Genomic DNA, 25,119 nt, shown 5'->3' with positions numbered 1-25,119 from the left:
GGTCCGCTCTCCTTGAGCCGGTCAGAGGTTGCCGCGACGGTCCTGCTCGCGCTCCAGGGACTCGAAGAGCGCCTTGAAGTTGCCCTTCCCGAACCCGAGCGAGCCATGCCGCTCGATGAACTCGAAGAACACCGTCGGCCGGTCGCCCTGGGGCTTGGTGAAGATCTGCAGCAGGTAGCCGTCCTCGTCACGGTCGACCAGGATCCCGCGCTTCTTGAGCTCCTCGACCTCCACCCGGACCTTGCCGATCCGGGCGCGCAGCTCCGGGTCGTCGTAGTACGAGTCCGGGGTGGAGAGGAACTCGACGCCGTTGGCGCGCAGGATGTCCACGGTGGTGAGGATGTCGTTGGTGGCGAGCGCAAGGTGCTGGCAGCCGGGGCCGCCGTAGAACTCCAGGTACTCGTCGATCTGCGACTTCTTCTTGGCGACGGCCGGCTCGTTGAGCGGGAACTTCACCCGGTGGTTGCCGCTGGCGACGACCTTGGACATCAGCGCGGAGTACTCGGTGGCGATGTCGTCGCCGACGAACTCGGCCATGTTCACGAAGCCCATGACCCGGTTGTAGAAGCCGACCCACTCGTCCATCTTGCCGAGCTCGACGTTGCCCACCGCGTGGTCCAGCGCCTGGAACAGCCGCTTCGGGTGGCCCTCGGGCCGCTGCACCCGGCTCTCGGCGGTGACATAGCCGGGCAGGTACGGGCCGTGGTAGCGGGAGCGGTCGATCAGGGTGTGCCGGGTCTCGCCGTAGGTGGCGATGGCGGCGCGGCGGATGGTGCCGTGCTCGTCCGAGACGTCGTTGGGCTCCTCCAGCACGGTGGCGCCCTGGGCGCGGGCGTGCGCTATGCACTTGTCGACGTCCGGCACCTCCAGGGCCAGGTCGACGACGCCGTCACCGTGCCGGCGGTGGTGCTCCAGCAGCGGGCTGTCCGGGGCGACGCCGCCCTTGATCACGAAGCGGCAGGAGCCGGAGCGCAGCACGAACGCCTTGCGGTCGCGCCGGCCGGTCTCGGGGCCGGAGTACGCGACCAGCTCCATGCCGAAGACGGCCTGGTAGAAGAGGGCCGTCTGGGTGGCGTTGCCGGCCACGAAGACGACGGCGTCCTGGGCGATCACGGGGAACGGGTCCGCCGCGGGGTCGTGCTCGACGAGGCCCACCAGGCGGCGCAGCTGCTCGGCGTCAAGGCCGGCCTCGCGCTCCTCGGGGGTCAGCTCAAGGGCGTGGGACTGCGTGGTCATCGGGGGTTCCTCCACGTTGAGGCGTCCGCGCCGCGGGGGTGGTCGGTGCGGTTGGCGCAGAGCTTGCTCCTCCAGGAATGATTGGGCAACAGGTCGGGATTCCACTGTTCAATGTGTACAAGCTGAGCAGGAATTCGCTCGGCCCGCTGCGCAGATTGCATGGCTGTGGTGGCGACGCGCGGTCACGGCGGTTCGACGGTCAGACACCGCAGGAACCACTCCCTGGCCAGCTCGGCGACCTCCTCCAGCGCACCCGGCTCCTCGAACAGATGGGTGGCGCGAGGGATGACCGCCAGTTCGTTCTCGCACTCCATCTGCTCCTGGGCGCGCCGGTTGAGGTCGATCACCAGATCGTCGTGGCCGCCGACGATGAGCAGGGTCGGCGCCCGCACCTCGGCCAGCCGGGGGCCGGTGAGGTCGGGCCGGCCGCCCCGGGAGACCACGGCCGAGACCAGCACCGCCGGATCCGCCGCCGCCCAGAGCGCGGCGGCCGCGCCGGTGCTGGCGCCGAAGTAGCCCACCGGCAGGCCGCGCACCTCGGCCTCCTCGGCGAGGCGGACGGTGACGGCGGCCAGCCGGCCGCCCAGCAGCGCGACGTCGAACACCTTGCGCCGGTCGGGCTCCTCGGCCTCGGTGAGCAGGTCGAACAGCAGCGTCGCCAGGCCCGCCCGGTTGAGCTGGTCGGCGACGAAGCGGTTGCGCGGGCTGTGCCGGCTGCTGCCGCTGCCGTGGGCGAACAGCACCACGGCCGAGGCCTCGGGCGGGACGGTCAGCCGGCCGGCCAGGCGCAGGGCGCCGATCTGCACCGTGAGCTCCCTGGAGAGGGTCCGCGGGCCGGCCGCGCGGGCGAGGTGGCGCAGCACCTCGTCGTCCTCGGTCTGGGTGAAGTCGTCGTAGAACTCGCCGATGGCGTAGAACGGCGAGGGTGTGGCCACGGCCACCAGCTCGTCCGCGTCCGCGCTGAGCCTGGCCGTCCAGTCCGGCGGGGCGACCGGCACGGCCAGCACCACCCGGGCCGCGCCCCGGGCCCGGACGATCCGGCAGGCGGCCCGGGCGGTGGAGCCGGTGGCGATGCCGTCGTCGACCACCACCACCGTGCGCCCGCGCAGGTCGGCCGGCGGCCGGTCGCCGCGGTAGCGCCGTGCCCGCCGCTCCAGCTCGGCCCGCTCGTGCGCCTCGACCGCCGCCAGCTGCTCGGGCCGGACCCCGGCCAGCCGTACCACCTGGTCGTTGATCACCCGGGCGCCGTCCTCGCCGATCGCACCCATGCCCAGCTCCGGCTGGTACGGGACGCCCAGCTTGCGGATCACGCAGATGTCCAGCGGCGCGTCCAGCGCCTGCGCGACCTCCGCCGCGACCGGGACTCCTCCGCGGGGCAGGGCCACCACGACCGGGTCGGCGCCGTGCAGGTGCTCCAGCCGGGCGGCGAGCCGGCGGCCCGCGTCGGTCCGGTCGGTGAAGTGCGTGCCCCTGGCGTACATGGCGCTCCCTCCGGATCCACCGTACGTCCGCCGTCCGCCTCCCGCCCCGGGCGCCGGTGGGCGGCCCGTCCGCCACCGCTCCCTGGCCCGCCCGGCGGCGCCGGCGGGGAGCACCTGCACATCCGTACCGAGGAGGTCCACGTCCTGCTCACCGGCCGCGGGGAGATCACCCTCGACGGCCACCCCCACCCGGTCCGGGCCGGCGATGCCGTGCTCAGCGGGCTCGGCACCCGGCACAGCCTGCGCAATCCGCCGTGCCCGCGGCCGCACCCGCAGCCGTGCCCGGCTGCCGCGCGTCGGACGCCCAGGCCTGAGACCGCGGTCCCGGGACGGGGACGGGACCGCGGCCCCATGCACTCGGGCGGCGGCCCGACCACAGTGGATGAGGGGCGGCCGACCGGTCCACCCCACCCCGCCGAACGGACTGGAGAACGCTATGTCATCGAAGTCGCTCAAGCTGGCGGCAGGGGCAGCCACCGTAGTAGCCCGGTGCGTTCCCTGCACGCACCTCGCGCGCCAGAAAGCAGCGAAGGCGGCCAAGGCCGCGAAGGCTGCGAAAGCCGCCAAAGGCGCGAAGGCCGCCGGAACCGCTGCTCCGAAGGAGCGCGCACCCGGCTGCTCCGCAGCCACGGTGTGACGCCCCCGGGCGCCCCACCCCCCGACCCGCTGCCCCCACCGCCGACCGGGCGGTGGGGGCAGCGGACTGTCGGAACCCGCGTGCGGCACGGGCGATCGCGAGGGCCCTAGCCGTACGAGGGCCGGCGGGGCAGGACGGCGTGCACCCGGGTGCCGTGCTCCAGCGGGCCGACGGTGCAGTGGCCGCCGATCTCGGCGGCGCGGTCGGCCATCGACCGCAGCCCCACGCCCGACGCTCCCGTCCCCGGGGTGCGGCCCGGTGCCCGGTAGCCGATGCCGTCGTCCTGGACGATCAGGGTGAGCGTCTGCGCGCCGACCCGGACGGACACCGTCGCCCGCCGGGCGCGGGCATGGCGCAGCACGTTGTTCAGCGCCTCCGCGGTGATCCGGTACACCGCGACCTCGACCGCCGCAGGCAGTTGCGGCAGCCGGTCGGGCACCAGCACGGCGCCGACGGCCAGGCGGGCGCCGGTGAAGCTCTCGCAGAGCTGGCGCAGCGCCCGGGAGAGGCCGACTTCGCCCAGCGGCGCCGGGCCGAGCCGGTCGGTGATCCGCCGGACCTCCTTGATGGCCATGCCCAGGTCGCCGGAGACGGCCCGCAGCGTGTCCGCCAGGCCGGTGTCCGGCGGCAGGCCGACCGCGGCGTTGTCGACCCGCAGGCGCAGCCCGGCCAGGACGGGCCCGAGGCCGTCGTGGATGTCGCGCCGCAGCCGGCGGCGTTCCTCCTCGCGGGTGGCGACGATCTGCTCGCGGCTGGCCTGGAGTTCCTCCAGCAACCGCAGTGAGGCGATCGCGGGCGCGGCCTGGTCGGCGAGGGAGCGCAGGATGTCGGTGTCGCGCTCGTCGAGCAGCTGCTCGCCGCCGCGCAGGCCCACCGTCAGCTGCCCGATGGGGGCGCCGTGGTGCAGCAGCTCGAAGTCCTGGCGGTACCCGTCCGGGGCGCCGACGGTCGCCAGCGTCCGCCGGCCGGCCCGGGTGCACACGGTCAGGGCGACGCCCGGCAGCCGGAGCTCCTCGGCCACCGTGCCGCACAGGGTGTGCGGCAGCTCGGCCGGGTCCAGGACCTGGCTGATCCGCCCGGCCAGCGTGCGCAGCACCTGGTACGGCTGGGCGCGGTCGCCGTAGTAGAGCCGGTCGACCAGCCCGACGGCCCAGCCCGCGGCCCGGGGCATCCCGGCGCCGAGGGCGAAGACCAGGGCGATCAGCAGCAGCGGGCCGGCGCCGGGCCCGGGCCGCAGGCGCAGCGAGAGCGCGGTGGCGGCCGCGACGAAGACCACCGTGACGACGGTGGCGAGCAGCAGCCCGGCCAGGATCCGCCGGGCCGTCCGGTCCAGCCGCCACGATTCGTCGCGGATCACCAGGTGGGCCAGGGCGACGCTCCAGAGCGCGGAGGCGGCGGTGAACAGGCTGTAGCTGAGCCAGTAGTGGTTCAGGTGCTCGTAGTAGTAGAACACCTGGGCGGCGGCGAACAGCAGGTACATCAGGAGCAGGGCGCCGATGTGGCGCCGCGGTCGCGGCGCGGCGGCGCGCAGCCGGGCCAGCAGGACGGCCGCGGCGATGCCGACGAGCAGGTAGTGGCAGCCGTTCTGGACGTCCCCGATCCGCTCGTGCAGGTACACCGCGAACCGCGCGGTCGCGGGCCGTACCCCGCCGGTGCCGGTGCTGATGCTCACCATGGCCGACGACGACGGCAGTCTGCTCGCCGCCCTGCAGGCCGGGGCCCGCGGCTATCTGGTGAAGGGGGCGGGGCGCGAGGAGGTGCTGCACGCGGTACGCACCGTCGCCGCGGGCGGGGCGGTCTTCGGTGCGGACGTCGCCGCCCGGATCACCTCGCTGCTGGCCGGGGCCAGGCTGCGCGAGGCGGGCAGCATGTTCCCCGCGCTGACCTCCCGGGAGGCCGAGGTGCTGGATCTGGTGGCACGCGGCCTGGACAACCGACGGATCGCGCGCGAGCTGGTGGTCGCGGAGAAGACCGTCCGCAACCACGTCACCCACATCTTCGAGAAGCTCCATGTGGCCTCCCGGGCGGAGGCGGTGGCCCGCGCCCGGGACATGGGTCTGGGCGACTGACGCCGGGTCACCGCCCGGGCCGGGGTGGCGGCCGGGGATCTCCGCCCGTGTTCCCGGGGCTCTTGACGGAACCTTTGCTTCGCTGAATCATCATGGTCGCGTCAAATGTGCGATGGGGCCGCGAACCTCATCCATGCGGCGCGACTCGCGTTCCGTTCTGCCCCACCAGAATCTGGAGCCCCCAGTGTCCCAGTACCTCTCGCGGCGATCCCGCCTGCGCGGATCCGGCCTGCGCCGGTCCGCCCTCGTGACCGGCGCGGCCGCGGCACTCGCCGCCGCCCTGGTCACCCCCGCCCTGTTCGCTCCCGCCGCGCAGGCCCAGCCGGCCCCGGTGGCGGGCCGGTCGGCGGCACCGGACATCCCGGTGGCCAACGTCAAGGCGCACCTTGCGCAGCTCCAGTCGATCGCCACCGCCAACGGCGGCAACCGCGCCCACGGCCGGGCCGGTTACAAGGCCTCGGTCGACTACATCAAGGGCAAGTTGGACGCCGCCGGGTACACCACCACCCTGCAGACGTACAGCTACGGCGGCGCCACCGGCTACAACCTGATAGCCGACTGGCCCGGCGGCGACACCTCGCACGTGGTGATGGCCGGCGCCCACCTCGACTCCGTCACGGCCGGGCCCGGCATCAACGACGACGGCTCGGGGTCGGCGGGCATCCTGGAGACCGCCCTCGCCGTCTCGCGTGCGGGGCTCCAGCCCGCGAAGCACGTGCGGTTCGGCTGGTGGGGCACCGAGGAGGCCGGCATGGTCGGCTCCTCGAACTACGTCAACAAGCTGACCGGCGCCGACCGTTCGAAGATCGACGCCTACCTCAACTTCGACATGATCGGCTCGCCCAACCCCGGCTACTTCGTCTACGACGACAACGCCGCGCTGGACACGCTGTTCAAGGACTACTTCGCGGGCCTCGGCGTCGCCACCGAGCCGGAGACCGAGGGTGACGGCCGCTCCGACCACGCGCCGTTCAAGAACGCCGGCATACCGGTCGGCGGCCTGTTCAGCGGCGCCGACTACATCAAGACCAGCGCTCAGGCGAGCAAGTGGGGCGGCACGGCCGGCCAGGCCTTCGACCGCTGCTACCACTCCTCGTGCGACACCTCGGCGAACATCAACGACACGGTCCTGGACCGGATGAGCGACGCCATCGCCCACGGGATCTGGTCGCTCGCCACCGAGGGCACCCCGCCCCCGTCGGGCACCGTCTTCGAGAACACCACCGACTTCGCGATCCCCGACGCGGCCCCGCCGATCGAGTCGCCGATCACCGTCACGGGCCGCACGGGCAACGCCCCGGCCACGCTCAAGGTCGGCGTGGACGTCAAGCACACCTGGCGCGGCGACCTGGTCATCGACCTGGTGGCGCCGGACGGCAGCACGTACCGGGTCAAGGACTTCAGCGGCAACGACTCGGCGGACAACGTGGTCGCCACGTTCACCGTCAACGCCTCCGGCGAGGTCGCCAACGGCACCTGGAAGCTGCGGGTGCAGGACGTGGCCTCGCAGGACACCGGCTACCTCGACAGCTGGAAGCTCACCTTCTGAGCCTCTCTCCGAGCCTCTGGGCCCGCCGCGTGCCGGCGGGCACCGGGGGCCGGTGAGTGAAACCCCGTGCGGGATGCGGCCCGGCGGCCGCACCCCGCACGGTGCTGTCAGGCCCGCATCTCGTACGCGCCGGACAGCTCCTCGACCCGGGCCCAGACCCGCGCCGAGCGTGCCTCGTCCGCCACCGGACGGCGCAGGTGCGCCAGCGCCCAGGCGGCCTGCGCCTCGGTGGCCCCGGACTTGCCGTGCATCTCGGTGGCGTGGGTGGAGAAGTCCCGCACCAGCACGTCGAAGATCTCGTCCAGTACGTCGGTGTCCAGGCCGGTCAGCTCGGCCTGCTCCAGCACCAGGTGGCCGTAGACCACCAGCGCGAAGAGCTGCCCGAGCGAGAGCAGGAAGTCCAGGTCCTGCTGCTGCTCGGCGCTCGGCGCGTGCGCGGCGAGCAGCGCGCAGAGCCCGTCGGCCTGCTCGCGGAAGCGGGCCACGTTGGGGATGTGCGCGTGCGCGTCGTACGCGGTGCGCCAGTCGTGGAACCGGATCGCGCCCAGGCCCCGGGCCGGGCCCTGCCGGAACAGGAACTCGTCGTCGGCGGCGTCCGGGCGGCTGGGCACCGGCGCGTACTCGGCCGGGTTGAACAGGTAGTTGCCCATGAACTTGAGGATCAGTGCCAGGTTGACGTGGACGGTGCCCTCCAGCTTCGGCAGGCCGCGGATGTCCTTGGCGGCCTTCTCGAAGTAGGTGTCCGCCTCGAAGCCCTTGGCCGCGATGACGTCCCACATCAGGTCGATGACCTTCTCGCCCTCGGTGGTGACCTTCATCTTGGTCATCGGGTTGAACAGCAGGTAGCGGCGGTCCTCGGGCGAGGCGGAGCGGAAGTAGTCCACCGCGCGGTCGCTGAACAGCTTCATGGCGACCAGGCGCGCGTAGGCGTCGGTCAGCTCGCGGCGCACGTGCGGGAAGTCGGTGACCTTCTTGCCGTACAGCACCCGGTTGTGGGCGTGGGTGACGGCCTCGTACATCGCGTGCTCGCAGATGCCGATCGAGGCGGTGCAGAGGTTGAACTTGCCGACGTTGACGGTGTTCAGCGCGGCGTCGAAGGCGGCCTTGCCGGTGTGCAGCACGTCCTCGGCGTGCACCGGGTACTCGTCCAGGCGGAACTCGCTGACGTACATCTGCGCGTTGACCACGTTCTTGACCAGGTGGTACGCCTCGTGCCGGCTGTCGGCGGCGAAGAAGACGTAGCCCTCCGGGCCCTCGACGTCCGAGCGGCGCCCGAAGACCGACACCAGGCCGGCGACGTTGCCGTTGCCGATGTAGTACTTGGAGCCGCTGGCGGTGAAGCCGCCCTCGCCGTCGGGGGTGAGGATCATGTCGGTGGAGTAGATGTCCGCGCCGTGGGTGCGCTCGGACAGCCCGAAGGCCATCACGTGACCCTCGCTCAGCAGCTGGGCGGCGCGGGCCCGGACGGCCTCGTTCTCGCTCTGCCAGACCGGGCCGAGGCCCAGGATGGTGACCTGCCAGGTGTACCAGTAGCCGAGGCCGTAGAAGCCCAGGATCTCGTTCAGCTCGGCGATCCTGGCGGTGTCCCAGCGCTTGTCCGCGGCGGCCGAGGAGGGCGTCAGGAACTCCGCGAACAGGCCCTCCTTGGCGGCGAACTCCAGGAAGTCGGCGTACCAGGAGCGGTCGATGTAGGTGTCGATCAGCGCCTTCTTGCCACGCGATTCGAACCAGTCGACGGTGGCGCGCAGCAGCCGGCGGGTCGGCTCGTCGAACTGCACGGGGTCGTACGTACGAGGGTTGAAGAGCATGGTGGCTTCCCTGAGGGTGATGGAGGGTCAGTTGCCGAGTCGGTGCAGGGTGGCGAGCACGTCGTCCAGCCAGGCGAGGGTCATCCGCTCGTACTCGATGCCGCCGCGCAGCACCACGTGCTGGAGCTGCTGCCGGGCGTCGAGCGATCCGGGGGAGGGGAAGTCGCGCTGTTCGCCGGCCAGGTAGCGGGCGAGCAACGCGGCGTGGCTCTCGCGGTGGCGTTCCACCTCGGAGATCAGGGCAGCCGGGTCGTCGAAGGCCGCCGCGCGGATCTTGACGGCCAGCTCGTGCCGGACGGTCTCCGGCTCGACGGGCTCGCGCAGCCAGCCGGCCAGCGCGGCCCGGCCGGGTCCGGCGGCCGAGTAGACCTTCTTGTCCGGCCGCCCGTCCTGGGCGATCTCCTCGGCGGCGATCCAGCCGTCCGCCTCCATCCGCCGCAGCACGCGGTAGATCTGCTGGTGGGTGGCGGTCCAGAACCGCCCGATCGAGCGGTCGAAGCGCCGGGCCAGCTCGTAGCCGGATCCGGGCTGCTCCAGCAGGGAGACGAGGATCGCGTGCTCAAGTGCCATACCCGCATCCTGCTATGCAACGAGTTGCATAGGCAATGGCGCCTGCCCGGGCTGAGACGCAGCTCACGCCGTCCGATCGGGCGCGGCCGCGCCGCAGCGCGGGGGATCGCGGGGATCGCGGGGGATCGTCGACCGTCGTGCCGAATCGAGGCGAGGATCGGGACGGAGCGCGCCGGCGCGGCCACAATGGCTGACGTGAGGGCTGAGGCGACGGCTGACGTGATCGAGGACGCGGACCTGCTGCGGTGGCGGATGCACGCGCAGTTCGCCGGCGCGGCCCACGGGGTGGCGGAGATCGCCCGCCGCTCGGCGGGGCTTCAGGCGCAGGACGGCCCGGCCGTCGGGCCGGCCCTGCGGGCCCGCGGGCTGCGCGGCCCGGAGAAGCTGCGACAGGCCTACGAGGCGGGGGAGGTGGTCTCCACCTGGCTGATGCGCAACACCCTGCACCTGGTGCCGGCGCAGGACGCCGGCTGGCTGCTGGGCCTCTTCGGGGAGCGCAACCTCTCCGCCGGTGAACGCCGGCGGCGCGAGCTCGGTCTGACCGCGCGGGTCTGCGCCGAGGCGCTGGCGGCCCTGCCCGCGCTGCTCGACGAGCCCCGCAGCCGAGCCGACCTGATCGCCGGGCTGCGGGCCCGGGGTGTGGCCGTCGAGCCGAGCGGCCAGGCCCCCGCCCACCTGATGGCGTACGCCGCCGCCCACGGCGTGCTCTGCCGGGGTGGCGAGGTGTCCCCGCGTGAGCCCGGATACCGGCCGCTGCCGGCCGGTGGCCGTGAACTCGACGGCGCGCAGGCGCTCGCCGAGCTCGCGCGCCGCTATGCCGCCGCCTTCGGCCCGGCCGCTCCGGCGGACTTCGCCGCCTGGTCGGGGCTCACCCGGGCGGCCGCCCGGCGGGGCTTCGAGGCGGCCGGGCTGACCGAGGCGGCCCCGGGGCTGTACGCCGCCCCCGGGGCGGCCCCACCGCCGCCGGGTCCGCCGCTGGTACGGCTGCTCGGTCCGTACGACACGTACCTGCTGGGCTATCGCAGCCGCGATCTGATGCTGGATCCGTCCCGTGCCGCGCGGATCAACGCCGGGGGCGGGGTGATCCGTCCGGCCCTGGTGGTGGACGGCCGGGTGCTGGGCACCTGGCGGCGGGAGGGGGTGCAGGTGCTCGTGGAGCCCTTCGGTCGGCTGCCGTCGTCGCTGCGCCCGGCGGTCGAGGAGGAGGTCGCCGATGTCGGGCGATTCCTGGGTGTAAGAAATTAATAAGGACAATCCTCGCGAACGGGTGATATCGGGTTCAGAATGGGTATCGAGCATGCGTCTGCCATGGTCCCCAACTCGAGGAGGTGGTCCCGGTGTCGACCCAGCTACCGACGGGTATGGAACACCATCCGGACATCCTGGCATTGCGTGAACACGCCGAGCAGGTCACGTCCACCACCGGTGGGCAGGGGGTCGAGGCGGCGGCCATCTGCGCCGGTCTCTTCCTCGCGATCTCCCCATGGGTGGTCGGCTTCGCCTTCTTCGGCTTCCTTCCCCTGACGATCAACAACCTGATTCTCGGTCTCGGCTTCGCCGCACTGATGGGCGGCTACGGCTCGGCCTTCGAGCGCACCCATGCGCGGGCCTGGGCCTGCCTGGCGATCGGCGTCTGGACGATGCTCGCGCCGTGGTGGACCGTCGGTGACATGGCCGTCCAGCGGACGATCCTCACCAACGTGATCACCGGAGGCGTGATGACCTGCCTCGCCCTCGCGGCCATCGCCATGGCGCTGCCGGGCAGCAGGATGAGCCGCCGAAGCGGAGGATGACCGGACGGGGCACGGCGAGCCCCAGCTCCGAACAAGCAGAGCTCCGAACAACCCGAGCTCCGAACACCTGAGCTCGGAACAACCCGAACTCCGACCGATCCGAAAGAACGAGGGCCGGCACGCGACGACGTGCCGGCCCTCGCGCTGCCCGCCGCTACGGGCGGGTCATCCGCAGCACGTCCAGTGCCTCGTCGAGCTGCTGCTCCGTCAGCTTCCCCTGGTCGAGGTAGCCCCGCTCCAGCACCACCTGGCGGATGGTCTTCCGCTCGGCCAGCGCCTGCTTGGCCACCTTCGCGGCCTCCTCGTAGCCGATGTAGCGGTTCAGCGGCGTCACGACGGAGGGTGAGGACTCCGCGTACTCCCGGGCCCGCGCGACGTTGGCCGTGATGCCGTCCACGGTGCGGTCCGCCAGCAGACGGGCGCTGTTGGCCAGCAGCCGCACCGACTCCAGTACATTGCGAGCGATCACCGGCAGCATCACGTTCAGCTCGAAGTTGCCGCTCGCCCCGGCGAGCGTGACCGTGCCGTCGTTGCCGATCACCTGTGCGGCGACCATCAGCACCACCTCGGGCAGCACCGGGTTCACCTTGCCCGGCATGATCGACGAACCGGGCTGGAGGTCCGGCAGGTTGATCTCCGCCAGGCCCGTGCGCGGGCCGGAGCCCATCCAGCGCAGATCGTTCGCGATCTTGGTGAAGCCCACCGCGATCGTCCGCAGCTGGCCGCTCAGCTCCACCAGGCCGTCCCGGGCGCCCTGCGCCTCGAAGTGGTCCCGCGCCTCCGTCAGCGGCAGGCCCGTCTCCCGCGCGACCTCCGCGATCACCGCCGCCGCGAACCCCGGCGGGGTATTGATGCCCGTCCCGACGGCCGTACCGCCGAGCGGCAGTTCGGCGACCCGGGGCAGGGCCGAGAGCAGCCGCTCCCGCCCGTACCTGACCTGGGCCGCGTACCCGCCGAACTCCTGGCCCAGGGTGACGGGCGTGGCGTCCATCAGGTGCGTCCGGCCCGACTTCACGACCTCGGCGAACTCCGCCGCCTTGCGCTCCAGCGCCTCCGCCAGGTGCTCCAGCGCCGGGATCAGGTCGTGCGTGACGGCCGCCGTCGCCGCGATGTGGATCGAGGACGGGAAGACGTCGTTGGACGACTGGCTGGCGTTGACGTGGTCGTTGGGGTGCACCGGGCTCCCCAGCCGCTCCGTCGCCAGGGTCGCGATCACCTCGTTGGCGTTCATGTTGGAGGACGTCCCGGAGCCGGTCTGGAACACGTCCACCGGGAACTCGCCGTCCCAGCGCCCCGCCGCCACCTCCTCGGCCGCCGCCACGATAGCGCCCGCCGTCCCCTCGTCCAGCACGCCCAGCCGGGCGTTCACCCGCGCCGCGGCCGCCTTGATCCGGGCCAGCGCCGCGATGTGCGCCCGCTCCAGCCGCTGGCCGGACACCGGGAAGTTCTCCACCGCCCGCTGCGTCTGCGCCCGCCACTTGGCGGCCGCCGGCACCCGCACCTCACCCATCGAGTCGTGTTCGACCCGGTAGTCCTGATCGTTCGTCCTGGACCGCTCGTCACCCATGGTTGGGACACCTCCTGATGATCAGAGCCGCGGGGGCACCGCAGGTATTTCCGCCGCGGGCGGGCAAAGGGGTGACAGGCGCCGGCAGCCGTCGTCACCCCGCTGCCCGCCCGCTGCCGGGCGGCCGGGCCGCGGACTCAGACCAGCCGCTCCAGGTACCCGTTGGTGACCAGCCAGCCCACGTTGATCCGCGCCGGGGCGCCCGGCACCAGGGTGGCGTCCAGCTGGTACTGCCAGCCCCAGCCGGGCTGGTTGAACCAGGGCGCGATCGGACCCGCCTGTACCTTGAACGGCTTGAGCACCTTGTAGTCGTGGTAGTTGCACCCACCGGGAGCCGCCAGGTTGTCCAGGCTCTGCGGCGGGATCGAGCGTTTGGCGTACGCCAGGCCCTCCGGGGCGAGGAAGGAACCGAACTCACTGCCGTAGCGGTCGATGTCCAGGCCGGGCTTGAGGGTCTGCACCACCTTGATCGGCTTGCCGTTCAGGATCACGTAGCCGTCCGCGGGCGGGTACTTCCAGGAGCCCGCCGAGGAGTCGTAGAAGGCCGCCAGGAACTCCTGCTCCGGCCGGCCGCCGGTGCGCTGGTAGTCGATCAGCTGCTGCCCGACCCGGCCGACGACCGGGAGCCGCTCCGGGCCGAGCCGGGCGTCACCGTGCCAGTCCGCCTCCGAGCACTGGTCCGGCGGGGTGGCCGTGGCGGTCACCGCGGCCGCACCGGCAGCCTGGGCGGGCGGCGCCGCGGTCAGCAGGCCGACGCCGGCGACGGTGGCGAGCAGGATCCGACGAACCTTCATAGGGACTCTCCAGAGAGTGATGTGACGGTCACGCACAGACTAGGGGCGAGCCGATCCTCCGTGTGGGAAGAATCGCGACCGAGGCCGGGCGCGCAGCGGGACCGAACCCCGCAGGTTCACTCGATCAGGTGAGCGCAAGGCCGACAGCTCCGCGCTTCCGCGCGCCGGTTTCGTACGCTCTGCCGTGGGTCTTCCGGGCCTTCCGGGGGATAGGCCAGGCGGCCCGGACCCGGCACGCCGCAGGTGGCGCGTGGCGGGCGGCACCCGGCCGACGGTGGGACGGCGAGGGACGAGGGGGCGACGGCATGACGGCTGGACGGCGACGCGAGGCGGGACTGACCCGGCGGCAGCTGATCGGGGCGTCGGCGGCGCTCGGCGGGGCGGGCTGGCTGCTGCGCGGGACGGTCGGGCCCGACAGCGCGAACGCCGCCACCCCGGCGCCGCCCGGGCTGCCCGACGGCCCCGAGCTGTACCGGCGGGAGTACCAGAACTGGGCCGGCGAGATCCGCACCGACCAGCTCTGGACCTGCGCCCCGCGCACCCCGCAGCAGGTCGCGGACCTCGCCGACTGGGCGCGCGCCCAGGGCTGGCGGCTGCGCGCCCAGGGGTACCGGCACACCTGGGCGCCGCTGACCGTCGCCGACGGCACGGCGGAGTCGGCCCGCGTCCTGCTCGTCGACACCAGCCGCTACCTGACCGCGATGTCCGTCGACACCCCGGACACCGTCCGGGTGCAGACCGGCGCGACCATGGAGGCCCTGCTCGCCCAACTGGCCGGCCACGGCCTGGGCGTCACCGCCTGCCCCGCGCCCGGCGAGGTCACCGTGGGCGGGGTGCTCGCCATCGGCGGCCACGGCACCGCCGTCCCGGCCGCCGGCGAGAGCAGGCCGGCCGGTCACAGCTACGGCTCGCTCAGCAACCAGATCGTCCGGCTCACCGCAGTCGTCCACGACGAGGCCGCCGGCCGCTACGTGCTGAGGACCTTCGAACGCCCGGAGGCTGACAGCGCGGCCTTCCTCGTCCACCTCGGCCGGGCCTTCCTCACCGAGGTGGTGCTGCGGGTGGGTGCCGACCGCCCGCTGCGCTGCGTCAGCCGGCTCGACATCCCCGCCACCGAACTCTTCGCCCGCCCGGGCACCGGCGGCAGCCCTCGCACCTTCGCGAGCTTCGTCGAGCGGGACGGCCGGGCCGAGGCCATCTGGTTCGCCTTCACCGACCGCCCCTGGCTGAAGACCTGGAGTGTGGTGCCCCGGCAGCCGTTCGCCGCCCGCCGGGTCACCGAGCCCTACAACTACCCCTTCTCCGACAACATCCCCCGTCCGGTCGCCGAACTGGCCGGGCAGCTGATCGGCGGCGCCTGGTCCTCCGCGCCGCTGTTCGGCCAACTCCAGTACCTGGTGGCCGCCCTCGGCCTGACCGGCGACCTCACCGACGTCCTGCTCTCCGGCGGCCTGCTGCGTGACCTGCTCAGCGGCGACACCTTGAGCCACCTGCTGGCAGACGGCCTGCGCTCGGACCTCTGGGGCGCCTCCCGCACCGTGCTCCAGTACGTCCGGCCCAGCACCCTGCGGGTCACCGCCAACGGCTACGCCGTGCTCACCCGGCGGGCCGACCTGCAGTGGGTGGTGGGCGAGTTCGCCGCGTACTACCGCACGCTGCTCGCGCAGTACCGGGCGCGTGGCGAGTACCCGGTGAACGGCGCCGTGGAGATCCGCGTCACCGGCCTGGACGACCCGTCCTGGTCCGGCGTCCCCGGCGCCCGCCCACCGCTGCTCTCCGCACTGCGCCCGCGCCCGGACCGCCCCGACTGGGACACCGCGGTCTGGCTCGACATCCTCAGCCTGCCCAACACCCCCGGTCTGCACCGGTTCTGCCGCGACGTCGAGCAGTTCCTGCTGCGCACCTTCGACGGCACCCGGGCCGGCCTGCGGGTGGAGTGGTCCAAGGGCTGGGCGTACACCGCCGACGCCGCCTGGGCCGACCCGGACGTGCTCACCCGCGTCAATCCCCGACAGCCACCGCGCCGGCGGCGGCCCGGGTGGCGCCGGCGCTGCCGGTGGCGCGGACGGCAGCACGGCCTGGGACGAGGCCGTCGCCGTCCTGGACCGCTACGACCCGCACCGGGTCTTCGGCAACGAGTTCCTGGACGCCCTGCTGCGCTGACGGGGCGGATTCTCGACAGCCCGACCGTGCCCGAGGTGTGGGTCGTGCTGCACGAAGGCGACTTCCCACTCTGGCAGGGCTTGACCTCAAGTCCGCTTGAACTCCTACGGTGAACACATCGCATCGCATCGGACCACTCGGACCACCAACGGAGGCCCCAGTCATGAGCGTTCAGTTGCAGGAGTACACCGGGGCCCAGCTCGCCGCCCAGCCGATCGGCTACTGGAGCGACGTCACCGCCAAGGCGGTGCTCACCCGGATCCGGGCCGAGCTGGCCGAGGAGCGCCTCGCCCAGCCGCACTGGTGGACGCTGAACCACGTAGCTGGTTCGCCCGGCGCCTGGCAGCGGGGTGGGCTGGCCGCGCGGTTGCGCGAGTTCGCCGAGCCGGGCGTCGACTTCGAGGCGGTGTTCGACGAGCTGCTCGCGCGCGGGTGGATCACCGAGACCTCCGGCGGCCTGACCCTGACGGCGGAGGGCGAGGCCGGCCGGCAGCGGGCCAGGGAGCGGCTCGCCCGTGCGCACGAGCGGATCCACCAGGGGATCCCGTCCACCGAGTACGCCGTGGCGGTGAACGTGATGCGCCGCATGGTCGTGAACCTCGGCGGCAACGGGGACCTGCCGTAGTCGACGCGGCCTGTGCCTGCGTCAGATCGACTTCGCTCCGCGACAATGGCCGCCATGAGCGAGAACGAGCCGCCGGGTGGTGGACTGGGGCACGAGTCGGTGGAGCTGCTGCACCGGCGCCTGGACCGGATCGAGCGGCTGCTCGAACCCGGCCCGGAGCAGCCCGGGCAGCAGCCCGCCTGGCGCCGGCCCACCGAGGGGGAGGAACGCTGGACGGTGACCGTCGCCGTCCTCATCGTGGTCTGCCTGCAACTCCTCCTCCCGGCGCGGCTGTCGCTGCGGCCGCAGTGGCTGCTGCCGGCCCTGGAGGTCGCCCTGCTGCTGGCGGCGGCGGCCGCGAACCCGCACCGGCGCCTGGACCGCAGCACGCGCTTGCTGCGCGGGCTGGGCCTCGCCCTGGCGGCGGCGATCAGCCTGGCCAACGGCTCGTCGGCGCTGCGGCTGGTGCAGGAGCTGATCTACGACTCGGGGCAGCCCGGTGCGCTCGGGCTGCTGGGGTCGGGCGGGGCGATCTGGCTGACGAACGTGATCGCCTTCGCGCTCTGGTACTGGGAGTGGGACCGAGGCGGCCCGGCGGCCCGGGCCCAGGGGGTCCGGCAGTACCCGGACTTCCTCTTCCCACAGATGCAGCTGCCGGCCGAGCTGGTGCCGCCGCGCTGGGAGCCGAGCTTCCCGGACTACGTCTACGTCGCCTTCACCAACGCCACGGCCTTCAGCCCGACCGACACCATGCCGCTCTCGGTCTGGGCGAAGCTGCTGATGATGGTGCAGAGCGTGATCTCCGTGCTGATCGTGCTGCTGGTGGTCGCCCGAGCGGTGAACATCCTGCACTGAGCCGTCCGGCCTGGACCGCCTGCCCCGGAGCGGCGGAGTGGAGAGTCGGACCCGCCGACCTTCCACTCCGCCGTACCCCGCCACTCCCGGGCGGCAGGGCTCAGCCGTGGTACTGGGCGACCATCTTGGTGAAGGCGTACGGCGCCTGGCTGATCCCGCTGCACGAGTCGCCGGCCGGGGTGCCGGCGGGGCACTGCCGGTCGCGGTTGACGGCCCAGAAGGTGAACCGGGCCAGGTGGTGGGCCTTGGCGTAGTTGAGGATGGTGGTGAAGTCTCCGGTGGAGACCTTCTCATCGCTCTCGTCCGTGACGCCGTTCATCGAGGAGATGCCGATGTGGCGGTAGGCGGTCGCCGCGTCGTAGCCGTAGGCGCTCGCCACGGCGTTCTTGAGGCCGTCGGCGGCGGCGACGGTCACCGAGCCCATCGAGCCGCTGTGGCCGCCGAAGTCGAAGGGCATGATGGTCCAGCCGTCGAGTGCCAGTCCGGCCTTGGCGCCCTTCTTGATCAGGTCCGCCCCGGCGGCGTCCGGGCCGCTGGTGGTGGTGCCGAAGGTGACGTACTCCTTGATGCCGGGGTTCCTGGTCTTGGCGATCTTCAGCGCGTCGATCACCCGCTGGCGGACGGTCGCGCTCGCGACCTCGGTGTCCTCGATGTCGATGTCGATCGCCTTGAGCCGGTAGGCGTCGATCACCTTCTGGTACGCCCCGGCCAGCGCGCTCGCGGAGCCGCACTTCTCGCCGAGCTTGGCGCCGCTCCAGCCGCCGAAGGAGATCACCACGTCACCGCCGGCCGCGCGGATGCCGTTGATGGCGCTCTGGTCACCGCCGCCGGTGAGCGCCCGGGTGCCGTCCCACTTGGGGTTGCAACCACCGTCGCTGAGCATGAAGGCGAGCGTGAACTGCTTGACGCCGGTCGCCGACATCACGGCGGTCGGGCTCTGCGGGTTGCCCCAACCGAGGTACTCGTAGGGCGCGTTGAGGCCAACCGGGTCGGGCGTGGCGGCCTGCCCGGCGGGGGCCAGGGCGACGGCGCCGCCGGCCAGGGCGGCACTGGTGGCGAGGGCGAGCAGGGGACGCAGGAGCTTGGTCGAGGCCATGGTTCACCGTTCCGTTGTTCCGTGGGGGACTGGATGGTGCGGCGACGCGGGGGAGCCGGACGACGATTGATGATCCGTTAGGAAGGTTTCCTAACGTTGCACGGAAGGGAATCAGTTGTCGCTGTACGCGTCAAGGGCCCGCGGGGAGGAGTTGCCGTGCCGCCTGCCGTGCCGCCAGCCGAAACGCGCGTGGCCCGGGCCGGTGTCCGGCCCGGGCCACGGCTGATGGAGGGTCAGCCCGCAGGGTTGTCGCGCAGGCGCTCCTGCTGGATCTCCGGGCGCTTGCTGTCCCAGAGCAGCTCCCACACCCGGAAGATGCAGTGGTAGTCCCGCATGCTGCCGCGCGAGACGAGCAGATAGGTGTCCCCGTCACGCAGCAGCGTGCGCTGCCGGTCGGTCACCGGGTGCTGTGGCTTGTAGCCCGGCACGATCCGCTTCAGCTCCGCGAGTGCCTCCTCCCGGGTGCCCTCGACCTCGGCGAGCACCTTCGGCGCCCACAGCCGGTTGTCGCCGATGCCGTCGGTCTCCTCGACCACCAGTGCCCAGCGTGCCATTCGTCCCCCTCGTTCCGGATCGGCCGTTGCGTCCGCCGTCGACAGCGCCGCCAGCCTATGAGACCCGGAGGTGTGCCCGGTCACTGCCGTCCCCCGCCCCCGTGCGGAATACTCCCCGGTAGCCGCCGCGCCTGCCGTGAGCGCCCGTCGAACCCACGCGACCAGCCCAACCGAGAGGCTCCTATGACGAAGCCCAACCGCATCGACCCGGCCGACCTGCTCGCGGTGGGCGACATGCTCACCGACGAGGAGCGGCTGATCCGCGACACCGTGCGGCGCTTCGCCGACGAGCGGATCCGCCCGAACGTCGGCGACTGGTTCGACCGGGGCGTCTTCCCGGCCCGCGAACTGGCGCCCGAGCTGGGCGCGCTGGGCGTCCTGGGCATGCACCTGGACGGCTACGGCTGCACCGGCTCCACGGCCGTCGCGTACGGGGTGGCCTGTATGGAGCTGGAGGCCGCCGACTCGGGGCTGCGGAGCTTCGTGTCCGTCCAGGGCTCGCTGGCGATGCGTGCCATCCACGCGTACGGCTCCGAGGAGCAGAAGCAGCGCTGGCTGCCGGAGCTGGCCGCCGGGCGGGCGATCGGCTGCTTCGCCCTCACCGAGCCGGACTTCGGCTCCGACCCCGCCAACATGCGGACCAGGGCCACCCGCAAGGGCGCCGACTGGGTGCTGTCGGGCAGCAAGATGTGGATCACCAACGGCAGCATCGCGGACGTCGCGGTGGTCTGGGCGCAGACCGAGGAGGGCGTGCGCGGCTTCCTGGTGCCGCGCGGCGCCGCCGGCTTCTCCACCCGCGACGTGCACGGCAAGCTCTCGCTGCGCGCCTCGGTGACGAGTGAGCTGGCCTTCGAGGACGTGCTGCTGCCCGCCGACGCCGTACTGCCCGGCGTCACCGGCCTGCGCGGCCCGCTCTCCTCCCTCAACGAGGCCAGGTACGGGATCCTCTGGGGAACGGTCGGCGCCGCCCGCGACTGCTACACCACCGCACTGGACTACGCCCGGACACGGATCCAGTTCGACCGTCCGATCGCCGGCTTCCAGCTGACCCAGCAGAAGCTGGTCGAGATGATGCTGGAGGTGGAGAAGGCGTACCTGGTGGCGCTGCGGATCGGCCGCCTCAAGGACGCGGGCGAGTGCCGCCCGGCCCACGTCAGCTTCGGCAAGCTCAACAACGTCCGGGCGGCGCTGGAGATCGCCCGCAGCGCCCGGACCATCCTCGGCGCGAACGGCATCACCACGGAGTACCCGGTGCTGCGGCACGCCAACAACCTGGAGTCGGTGCTGACGTACGAGGGCACCGCCGAGATCCACACCCTGGTGCTCGGCGAGGCCATCACCGGCGAGTCGGCCTACCGCTGACGGGGCCGGGGCTGGGGTGCCCCGGGCCCTCGCACCCGGGCTGCCGCCACGCCCGGCTCAGGACGCGGCGGCGGCCGGGTGCAGCGGGTCCGGCCCCGGGCCGGGCCGGCGGACGGCATGCCGGATGAGCAGGCGCAGCACGGTGTCCAGGCCGGCGGCGGGCAGTCTCGGGGAGGGCAGGCCGAGGCTGAACGCCAGGTCGTCGGCGGGCACGGTCAGCTCCATCATCCGGCTGACCAGGAAGTCGTCGAGACTCAGCGTCCACGGGCCCCACGGCAGGTGGACCGTCCGGTCGGGCTGCTCGGCGGGCAGCGCCAGCCGCAGCGCGGCGATGGCCGCCCCGGTGCGCCCGGCCAGGTCGCCGTCCGGCCCGGCCCGGAGGTTGAGCACCTCGTACGGGGTCGGGTCGCTCCAGCGGACGGCCTCGTAGTACTCCAGCAGCGGGATCGGCTCGGCCCCGGGCAGCCCGGGCTCGGCGAGCACCAGCGGGACGACCAGGATCTGCTCCGCGACCAGCCCGGCGAGCGTGCCGACCGTCGGGGGGTACGGGATGCCCGGCGTGCGTGGGCCCGGCCGGGCGCTCGGCTTGTGCCAGGCCTTGGTGACGGCGGCCAGGGCGAGCTGCGCCCGGGCGGCCTGCGCCGTGTCCAGGAAGGCTCTGCGCACCGCCGAGAGCTCGTCCATCCGTCCTCCTGCGCCCGGTGCCGTGATCACCCGGCCGATTCTCGCCGGGTGCCCTGCGGCCCGGCCAGGGCCAATCCGGCGCAGGTGGCCTTCACAAGGGCGCTGCGTCGGCGGAAATCGCCTGGTCGCGCCGCCTCGGTCAAGGCTACCGTGGGCGGCCCGCCGTACCCGATGGAGTGTCAGCCATGATCACCGCCACCACCACGCTCTGGCGCCCCACCGGCCCGCAGGAGCTGGCGCTGGTGGAGGCCGCCGACTGGCGGGCCTGGCCGCCCCGGCTGCCGGATCAGCCGATCTTCTACCCGGTGCTCAACGAGGACTACGCGATCCGGATCGCCCGGGACTGGAACGTGCCCGCTTCCGGGGTCGGCTACGTGACGCGCTTCGAGGTGGACTCGGCCTTCCTCGCCCGCTACCCCGTCCGGCAGGCGGGCGGGCGGACGATCCTGGAGCTCTGGGTGCCGGCCGAGGAGCTGGCGGAGTTCAACCGGCACATCGTCGGGCGGATCGAGCTCGTCCACGAGTTCCGGCCGCCCGCCGGGACGCCCGGCCCGTGACGTGACGCCGGTGACGCGGGCCCGGTGACACGGGCCCCGCGGGGCCGGGCGCCACCGGGCGGACGTCCGGTGTTCGCCGGGAGGTCACCGGGCGGCCCGCCGGGCAGTGCAGCATGAGCCGGTCGGCGGCCCGCCCTGCCGCCCGCCGCGCCATCGCCCGGTCCGCCGCGCCCCGGCCGGGCCACACCGTCCGCCGGCCACCGCACCGTCGAAAGGAACCCCATGTCCAAGCCCCCCGCGCCCCGGGTGCTCGTCGTCGGTATCGACGGAGTGCGCTACGACTACCTCGCCCAGGTGCCGATGCCCCGCCTCGGCGAGGTCGGGGCGGCCGGATTCCTGGTGCCGGTGGAGGTGGGGGCGGCCACGCCGACCATGTCGGGGCCGTGCTGGGCGACGATCGTGACCGGGGTGGAGGCCGCAAAGCACGGGGTCTGGGGCAACCACCTGGCCGGCAACCGGCTGGACGTCTTCCCGGACTTCACCACCCGGCTGGCCGCGCTCGACGGCCGGCGGACCTTCGTCACCGCCGGGTGGGCACCACTGATGCTGGGCGTGGACGGCGGCCCGCTGTTCCGCGCGCCGGGCCGGCTCTCCTACATCGCCCCCGACGCCGACACCCCGCAGGCCTGGGAGGCCGTCGACGAGCAGGTCACGCGGGAGGCCGTGCACGTGCTGTCCACGGACGACCCGCAGGCGTCCTTCGTCTACCTCGGGGCGGTGGACGAGACCGCGCACTTCCTGGGCTGCGGCGCGGAGTACCGGGCGGCGATGCGGGCCGCCGACGAGCGGCTCGGCCGGGTCCTGGACGCGGTGCGGGCCCGGCCCTCGTACGCCGAGGAGGCCTGGACCGTCATCGTGGTGACCGACCACGGCCATGTCGACGCCGGCGGTCACGGCGGGGACACGCCGCAGGAGCGCACCGCCTGGGTGGCCTGCTCGCGTCCGGGCGTCCCGGCCGGAGCGCCCGCCGGGGTGATCCGCCACCCGGATGTCGCAGCCCAGGTGTACGCGGCGCTCGGCCGATCGATCGACCCGCACTGGACCCTGGACGGCAGGCCCTTCCCGCTCCCGGCGGAGCAGCCCGCCGAGGCCCACGAGGCCTCCCTCACCCCCGCCTGACGGCCCGCCACCTGCGCGTTCGGCACCCGCCGGGCAGCCGCCCGGCGCGCGCTCCGGGCCGTGTGCCGGGTGCGCGACCCCGAGACCGCGGGCGCCGTCGTACCTCTCAGGGTGGAGACCGTACCTCCAACGGGGGAGGGTGCGACGCGACCTGATGGTGACGCGCACCGGGCGCCCGCGCACCAGGATGGAAGACACAGCGGGACGACTGACGCAAGGGACTGGACAGCATGGGCATGGTGGGGAAGGGCCTGGTGGGGAAGCTCGCTCTGGGCGTCACCGGCGTCGCGATGGCGGCCGCCGTGGCGACCGTCGCGGTCGGCCCGAGGGTGTCCGACTGGTACGAGGGCCGCCACCGCGAGCAGGTCAGTTACGCCCTGGGCAGCGAGGCCAAGGCGGACCGCCGGGCCGTGCCGGACTGGCTGCCGGACGGCGCCACCTCGGTGCACTACGCCCGCTCCACCACCCGCGGGGACCGCCTGCTGACCGCGGACCTCCCGGACGGCCGGCTCCCGGCGGGCTGCAAGGCCATCGACCGGAGCACGCCCGGGGGCGCGGGCAAGGGCGGTGGCGGCACGGCGGGCAGGGCCGCCGACTCGGCCGGCCACGCCACCGATGCAGGGGACCGCGTGCGGCCGGTCAGGTTCAAGACGACCTGGTTCCCGGCGGACGCGCCCGCCAAGATCAGCGGCACCTGCGGCAGCTACCAGGTCGCCCTGGTGGGCAACCACCTCTACGCCTGGCAGGACGACGCGGCGGTGCGCACGGCCCTGACGGCGGAGCACGGGACGGCCCGGTAGCCGGGCGACCGGCTCTCCCCGGGTCCGCGGTGATCCAGGTGGTGGACCCCGGGTATCGGAGAGCGGACAGGCTGCGGTAGGACGGAGCGAGCACCCGACGCGCCGTGAGGAGCCCCATGCCCGGTCCGACCGCCGGCACCGCCGGTGAGAAGTCGACCACCACCTCGTCCACCTCCACCCGGCCCGGCTGGCGGAGCATCGCCGTGCTGGGCGGCCTGGTCGCACTCGGCCCGCTCACCACCGACCTCTACCTGCCCGCGCTGCCCGCGCTCACGGTGGACCTGCACGCCCGGCCGGCCGCCGCCCAGCTCACCCTCACCTCCTCGTTGTTCGGCGTCGCGGCGGGCCAGCTGCTCTTCGGGCCGCTCAGCGACCGCTTCGGACGCCGCCGGCCACTGCTCGTGGGCCTGGCGGTCTACTTCGCGGCGACCACCCTGTGCGTGGTCGCCGGATCCATGCCGGTCCTGATCGCCGGGCGCTTCGCCCAGGGGGCGGCCGGCGCGGCGGGCCTGGTGATCAGCCGGGCCATCGCCCGGGACCGCTACGAGGGCGTGGCGGTGCTCCGCTTCCTCGCCTCGATCAGCCTGATCTCCGGGCTGGCCCCGATACTCGCGCCCATGATCGGGGCCCAGCTGCTCCGGGTGACGTCCTGGCGCGGCACCTTCGGCGCGCTCGCGGCGCTGGGCGCGCTGCTCGCGGTGACGGCGGTGCTCGGCCTGCGCGAGACGCTGCCGCCGGGCCTGCGGCAGCGGGGCGGGCTGGCCACCACCCTGCGCGCGATGGGCGGGCTGCTGCACAACGTCCGCTTCCTCGGCTTCGTGCTCACCAGCACCTTCGCCTTCGGCGCGCTGTTCGGGTACATCAGCGGCTCCTCGGTGGTCCTCCAGCAGGTGTACGGGGTGAGCCCGCAGACCTACGGCCTACTGTTCGGCCTCAACTCGATCGCGCTGGTGTCGGTGACCCAGATCAACGGCCGGTGGCTGGCGCAGCGGTTCACCGCGCACGGCCTGATGGCGGCCGGCCTCGGTGCGGCCGTGGCGGCGGGGGTGGCGCTGGTCCTGGTGACCGCCGTCTGGGATCCGGGCCTGGCCGGGGCGAGCGCGGCGCTGTTCGTGCTGACGGGCAGCATGGGGGTGATCCTGCCGAACTCGGCGGCCCAGGCCCTGACCATGGTGGCCCCGCAGTCCGCCGGGTCGGCCTCGGCGCTGCTCGGGGTGGGGATGTTCCTGTTCGGCGCGGTGGTCGCACCGCTGAGCAGCGCCGCCGGGCACCCGTCGGCGGTGCTGCTCGGGGTGGTCGTCCTCGGCAGTGCGCTGGCGTCGGCCGGGACGTACCTGTGGCTCTGCCACCCGTGGCGGAGGGCCGGCTGACGCGGCGCCGGGGGGCGGGAGTGCCGCGGGCGCCCGGCCGCGCGGCGCCCCCGGGGGTGCCGGTGCCCGGCTCCTGGGCCCACACCGAGCGGGTAGCTGCCGGTGGGGGTGGCGGCGGCGGTGCAGCCGGTGAGGACCGCCTGGATCGATCTGGGAACGCGTATGGGTTCTCGAACGGACCTGAAGACGTTGACGGTTGATGATGTGCCGGGGCTCAGGGCGCCCACGGCGGATGCAGGGGGTATGGGCCGCCGTGCGGCTCGGGGGTGGTGGGTGCGGGGCAGGGGATCGGCTCCGCCGGCCGGTGTCACACCCCCACGATGCATCCCGGTGGGATGACCACCGCCCATAGTTGGACTAGACCAGCCGTCCTGTCAGGATTCCTGACCGTTCGTCACGGCAGCTCCGGGTGGAGGCAATTCGCTTGCCGGTGCCGCGCCCGGTCGGACAT

At 73.2% G+C, this 25,119-nt stretch carries 23 protein-coding genes; 13 read left to right on the top strand and 10 right to left on the bottom strand.

Annotated elements, in window-relative coordinates:
- Window positions 1-21 precede the first annotated feature (21 nt).
- On the bottom strand, window positions 22-1,236 hold the full coding sequence (gene hppD / locus ACIBH3_RS05345) for a 4-hydroxyphenylpyruvate dioxygenase (RefSeq protein WP_396310537.1): 1,215 nt from the start codon (window positions 1,234-1,236) through the stop codon (window positions 22-24).
- A 182-nt stretch (window positions 1,237-1,418) separates the two neighbouring features.
- Window positions 1,419-2,717 (bottom strand): phosphoribosyltransferase family protein, encoded by a 1,299-nt coding sequence (locus tag ACIBH3_RS05340; protein WP_396310536.1) that lies wholly within the window; start codon window positions 2,715-2,717, stop codon window positions 1,419-1,421.
- On the opposite strand from ACIBH3_RS05340, the gene ACIBH3_RS05335 reads away from it, so the two are divergent.
- Window positions 2,640-3,464, top strand: a complete 825-nt coding sequence (locus ACIBH3_RS05335) for a cupin domain-containing protein (RefSeq protein ID WP_396310535.1) — start codon at window positions 2,640-2,642, stop codon at window positions 3,462-3,464. The two genes, ACIBH3_RS05340 and ACIBH3_RS05335, sit on opposite strands and share 78 nt — an antisense overlap.
- Here the strand turns inward: ACIBH3_RS05335 and ACIBH3_RS05330 are convergent.
- Window positions 3,461-5,029, bottom strand: coding sequence for an ATP-binding protein (locus tag ACIBH3_RS05330; protein ID WP_396310534.1), 1,569 nt, complete (start codon window positions 5,027-5,029; stop codon window positions 3,461-3,463). The genes ACIBH3_RS05335 and ACIBH3_RS05330 overlap by 4 nt on opposite strands.
- On the opposite strand from ACIBH3_RS05330, the gene ACIBH3_RS05325 reads away from it, so the two are divergent.
- Window positions 5,028-5,423 carry a LuxR C-terminal-related transcriptional regulator gene (locus tag ACIBH3_RS05325; RefSeq protein WP_396310533.1) on the top strand — a complete coding sequence of 132 codons (396 nt, stop codon included), beginning with the start codon at window positions 5,028-5,030 and terminating at the stop codon, window positions 5,421-5,423. The genes ACIBH3_RS05330 and ACIBH3_RS05325 overlap by 2 nt on opposite strands.
- Window positions 5,424-5,652: 229 nt before the next feature.
- Window positions 5,653-6,972, top strand: coding sequence for a M28 family metallopeptidase (locus ACIBH3_RS05320; RefSeq protein WP_396310669.1), 1,320 nt, complete (start codon window positions 5,653-5,655; stop codon window positions 6,970-6,972).
- A 107-nt stretch (window positions 6,973-7,079) separates the two neighbouring features.
- Here the strand turns inward: ACIBH3_RS05320 and ACIBH3_RS05315 are convergent, their stop codons facing one another.
- Both ACIBH3_RS05315 and ACIBH3_RS05310 read right to left on the bottom strand, forming a co-directional pair.
- On the bottom strand, window positions 7,080-8,780 hold the full coding sequence (locus tag ACIBH3_RS05315; RefSeq protein WP_396310532.1) for an acyl-CoA dehydrogenase family protein: 1,701 nt from the start codon (window positions 8,778-8,780) through the stop codon (window positions 7,080-7,082).
- 27 nt (window positions 8,781-8,807) lie between these two features.
- The gene (locus tag ACIBH3_RS05310) at window positions 8,808-9,350 is read right to left on the bottom strand and encodes a PadR family transcriptional regulator (protein ID WP_396310531.1); all 543 of its coding nucleotides are present in this window, start codon (window positions 9,348-9,350) and stop codon (window positions 8,808-8,810) included.
- A gap of 195 nt (window positions 9,351-9,545) precedes the next feature.
- On the opposite strand from ACIBH3_RS05310, the gene ACIBH3_RS05305 reads away from it, so the two are divergent.
- Window positions 9,546-10,595 carry a winged helix DNA-binding domain-containing protein gene (locus ACIBH3_RS05305; RefSeq protein ID WP_396310530.1) on the top strand — a complete coding sequence of 350 codons (1,050 nt, stop codon included), beginning with the start codon at window positions 9,546-9,548 and terminating at the stop codon, window positions 10,593-10,595.
- A 92-nt stretch (window positions 10,596-10,687) separates the two neighbouring features.
- Window positions 10,688-11,143: an SPW repeat protein gene (locus ACIBH3_RS05300; protein ID WP_396310529.1), complete on the top strand. Its 456-nt coding sequence runs from the start codon at window positions 10,688-10,690 to the stop codon at window positions 11,141-11,143.
- Between the two features lie 154 nt (window positions 11,144-11,297).
- On the opposite strand, the gene ACIBH3_RS05295 is transcribed toward ACIBH3_RS05300, so the two are convergent.
- Window positions 11,298-12,710, bottom strand: coding sequence for a class II fumarate hydratase (locus ACIBH3_RS05295; RefSeq protein ID WP_396310528.1), 1,413 nt, complete (start codon window positions 12,708-12,710; stop codon window positions 11,298-11,300).
- 137 nt (window positions 12,711-12,847) lie between these two features.
- Window positions 12,848-13,504: a TNT domain-containing protein gene (locus ACIBH3_RS05290; RefSeq protein ID WP_396310527.1), complete on the bottom strand. Its 657-nt coding sequence runs from the start codon at window positions 13,502-13,504 to the stop codon at window positions 12,848-12,850.
- A 305-nt stretch (window positions 13,505-13,809) separates the two neighbouring features.
- Here ACIBH3_RS05290 and ACIBH3_RS05285 point away from each other — a divergent pair, with 305 nt between their 5' ends.
- The 3 genes from ACIBH3_RS05285 to ACIBH3_RS05275 are packed head-to-tail and all read left to right on the top strand — an operon-like array spanning window position 13,810 to window position 17,126.
- Window positions 13,810-15,780 (top strand): cholesterol oxidase substrate-binding domain-containing protein, encoded by a 1,971-nt coding sequence (locus ACIBH3_RS05285; protein ID WP_396310526.1) that lies wholly within the window; start codon window positions 13,810-13,812, stop codon window positions 15,778-15,780.
- Window positions 15,781-15,830: 50 nt separating this feature from the next.
- Entirely contained in the window at window positions 15,831-16,292 is a 462-nt protein-coding gene (locus tag ACIBH3_RS05280) for a MarR family transcriptional regulator (RefSeq protein ID WP_396310525.1), read from the top strand.
- 54 nt (window positions 16,293-16,346) lie between these two features.
- A complete protein-coding gene (locus ACIBH3_RS05275; RefSeq protein ID WP_396310524.1) occupies window positions 16,347-17,126 on the top strand; it encodes a hypothetical protein in 780 nt (259 codons plus the stop codon).
- Between the two features lie 100 nt (window positions 17,127-17,226).
- Here ACIBH3_RS05275 and ACIBH3_RS05270 read toward each other — a convergent pair whose 3' ends face one another.
- Together ACIBH3_RS05270 and ACIBH3_RS05265 are read right to left on the bottom strand one after the other, a co-directional pair.
- Window positions 17,227-18,222 (bottom strand): chitinase, encoded by a 996-nt coding sequence (locus tag ACIBH3_RS05270; RefSeq protein WP_396310523.1) that lies wholly within the window; start codon window positions 18,220-18,222, stop codon window positions 17,227-17,229.
- Window positions 18,223-18,455: 233 nt separating this feature from the next.
- Entirely contained in the window at window positions 18,456-18,776 is a 321-nt protein-coding gene (locus ACIBH3_RS05265) for a hypothetical protein (protein ID WP_396310522.1), read from the bottom strand.
- A 183-nt stretch (window positions 18,777-18,959) separates the two neighbouring features.
- On the opposite strand from ACIBH3_RS05265, the gene ACIBH3_RS05260 reads away from it, so the two are divergent.
- Window positions 18,960-20,138 carry an acyl-CoA dehydrogenase family protein gene (locus tag ACIBH3_RS05260; RefSeq protein ID WP_396310521.1) on the top strand — a complete coding sequence of 393 codons (1,179 nt, stop codon included), beginning with the start codon at window positions 18,960-18,962 and terminating at the stop codon, window positions 20,136-20,138.
- Between the two features lie 57 nt (window positions 20,139-20,195).
- On the opposite strand, the gene ACIBH3_RS05255 is transcribed toward ACIBH3_RS05260, so the two are convergent.
- The gene (locus tag ACIBH3_RS05255; RefSeq protein WP_396310520.1) at window positions 20,196-20,822 is read right to left on the bottom strand and encodes a hypothetical protein; all 627 of its coding nucleotides are present in this window, start codon (window positions 20,820-20,822) and stop codon (window positions 20,196-20,198) included.
- A gap of 185 nt (window positions 20,823-21,007) precedes the next feature.
- Here ACIBH3_RS05255 and ACIBH3_RS05250 point away from each other — a divergent pair, with 185 nt between their 5' ends.
- From ACIBH3_RS05250 to ACIBH3_RS05235, 4 genes are all read left to right on the top strand, one after another.
- The gene (locus tag ACIBH3_RS05250; RefSeq protein WP_396310519.1) at window positions 21,008-21,379 is read left to right on the top strand and encodes an ADP-ribosylation/crystallin J1; all 372 of its coding nucleotides are present in this window, start codon (window positions 21,008-21,010) and stop codon (window positions 21,377-21,379) included.
- A 222-nt stretch (window positions 21,380-21,601) separates the two neighbouring features.
- Window positions 21,602-22,498, top strand: a complete 897-nt coding sequence (locus ACIBH3_RS05245) for an alkaline phosphatase family protein (RefSeq protein ID WP_396310518.1) — start codon at window positions 21,602-21,604, stop codon at window positions 22,496-22,498.
- Between the two features lie 230 nt (window positions 22,499-22,728).
- The gene (locus tag ACIBH3_RS05240) at window positions 22,729-23,298 is read left to right on the top strand and encodes a hypothetical protein (protein WP_396310517.1); all 570 of its coding nucleotides are present in this window, start codon (window positions 22,729-22,731) and stop codon (window positions 23,296-23,298) included.
- 116 nt (window positions 23,299-23,414) lie between these two features.
- Window positions 23,415-24,668: a multidrug effflux MFS transporter gene (locus ACIBH3_RS05235; RefSeq protein WP_396310516.1), complete on the top strand. Its 1,254-nt coding sequence runs from the start codon at window positions 23,415-23,417 to the stop codon at window positions 24,666-24,668.
- Window positions 24,669-25,119: the final 451 nt, after the last annotated feature.

The sequence above is a fragment of the Kitasatospora sp. NPDC050543 genome, assembly GCF_044457565.1.
Lineage (GTDB): Bacteria > Actinomycetota > Actinomycetes > Streptomycetales > Streptomycetaceae > Kitasatospora.
Note: the sequence above shows the minus strand (reverse complement) of the source record. Positions and strands in the feature narration are given on the sequence as shown.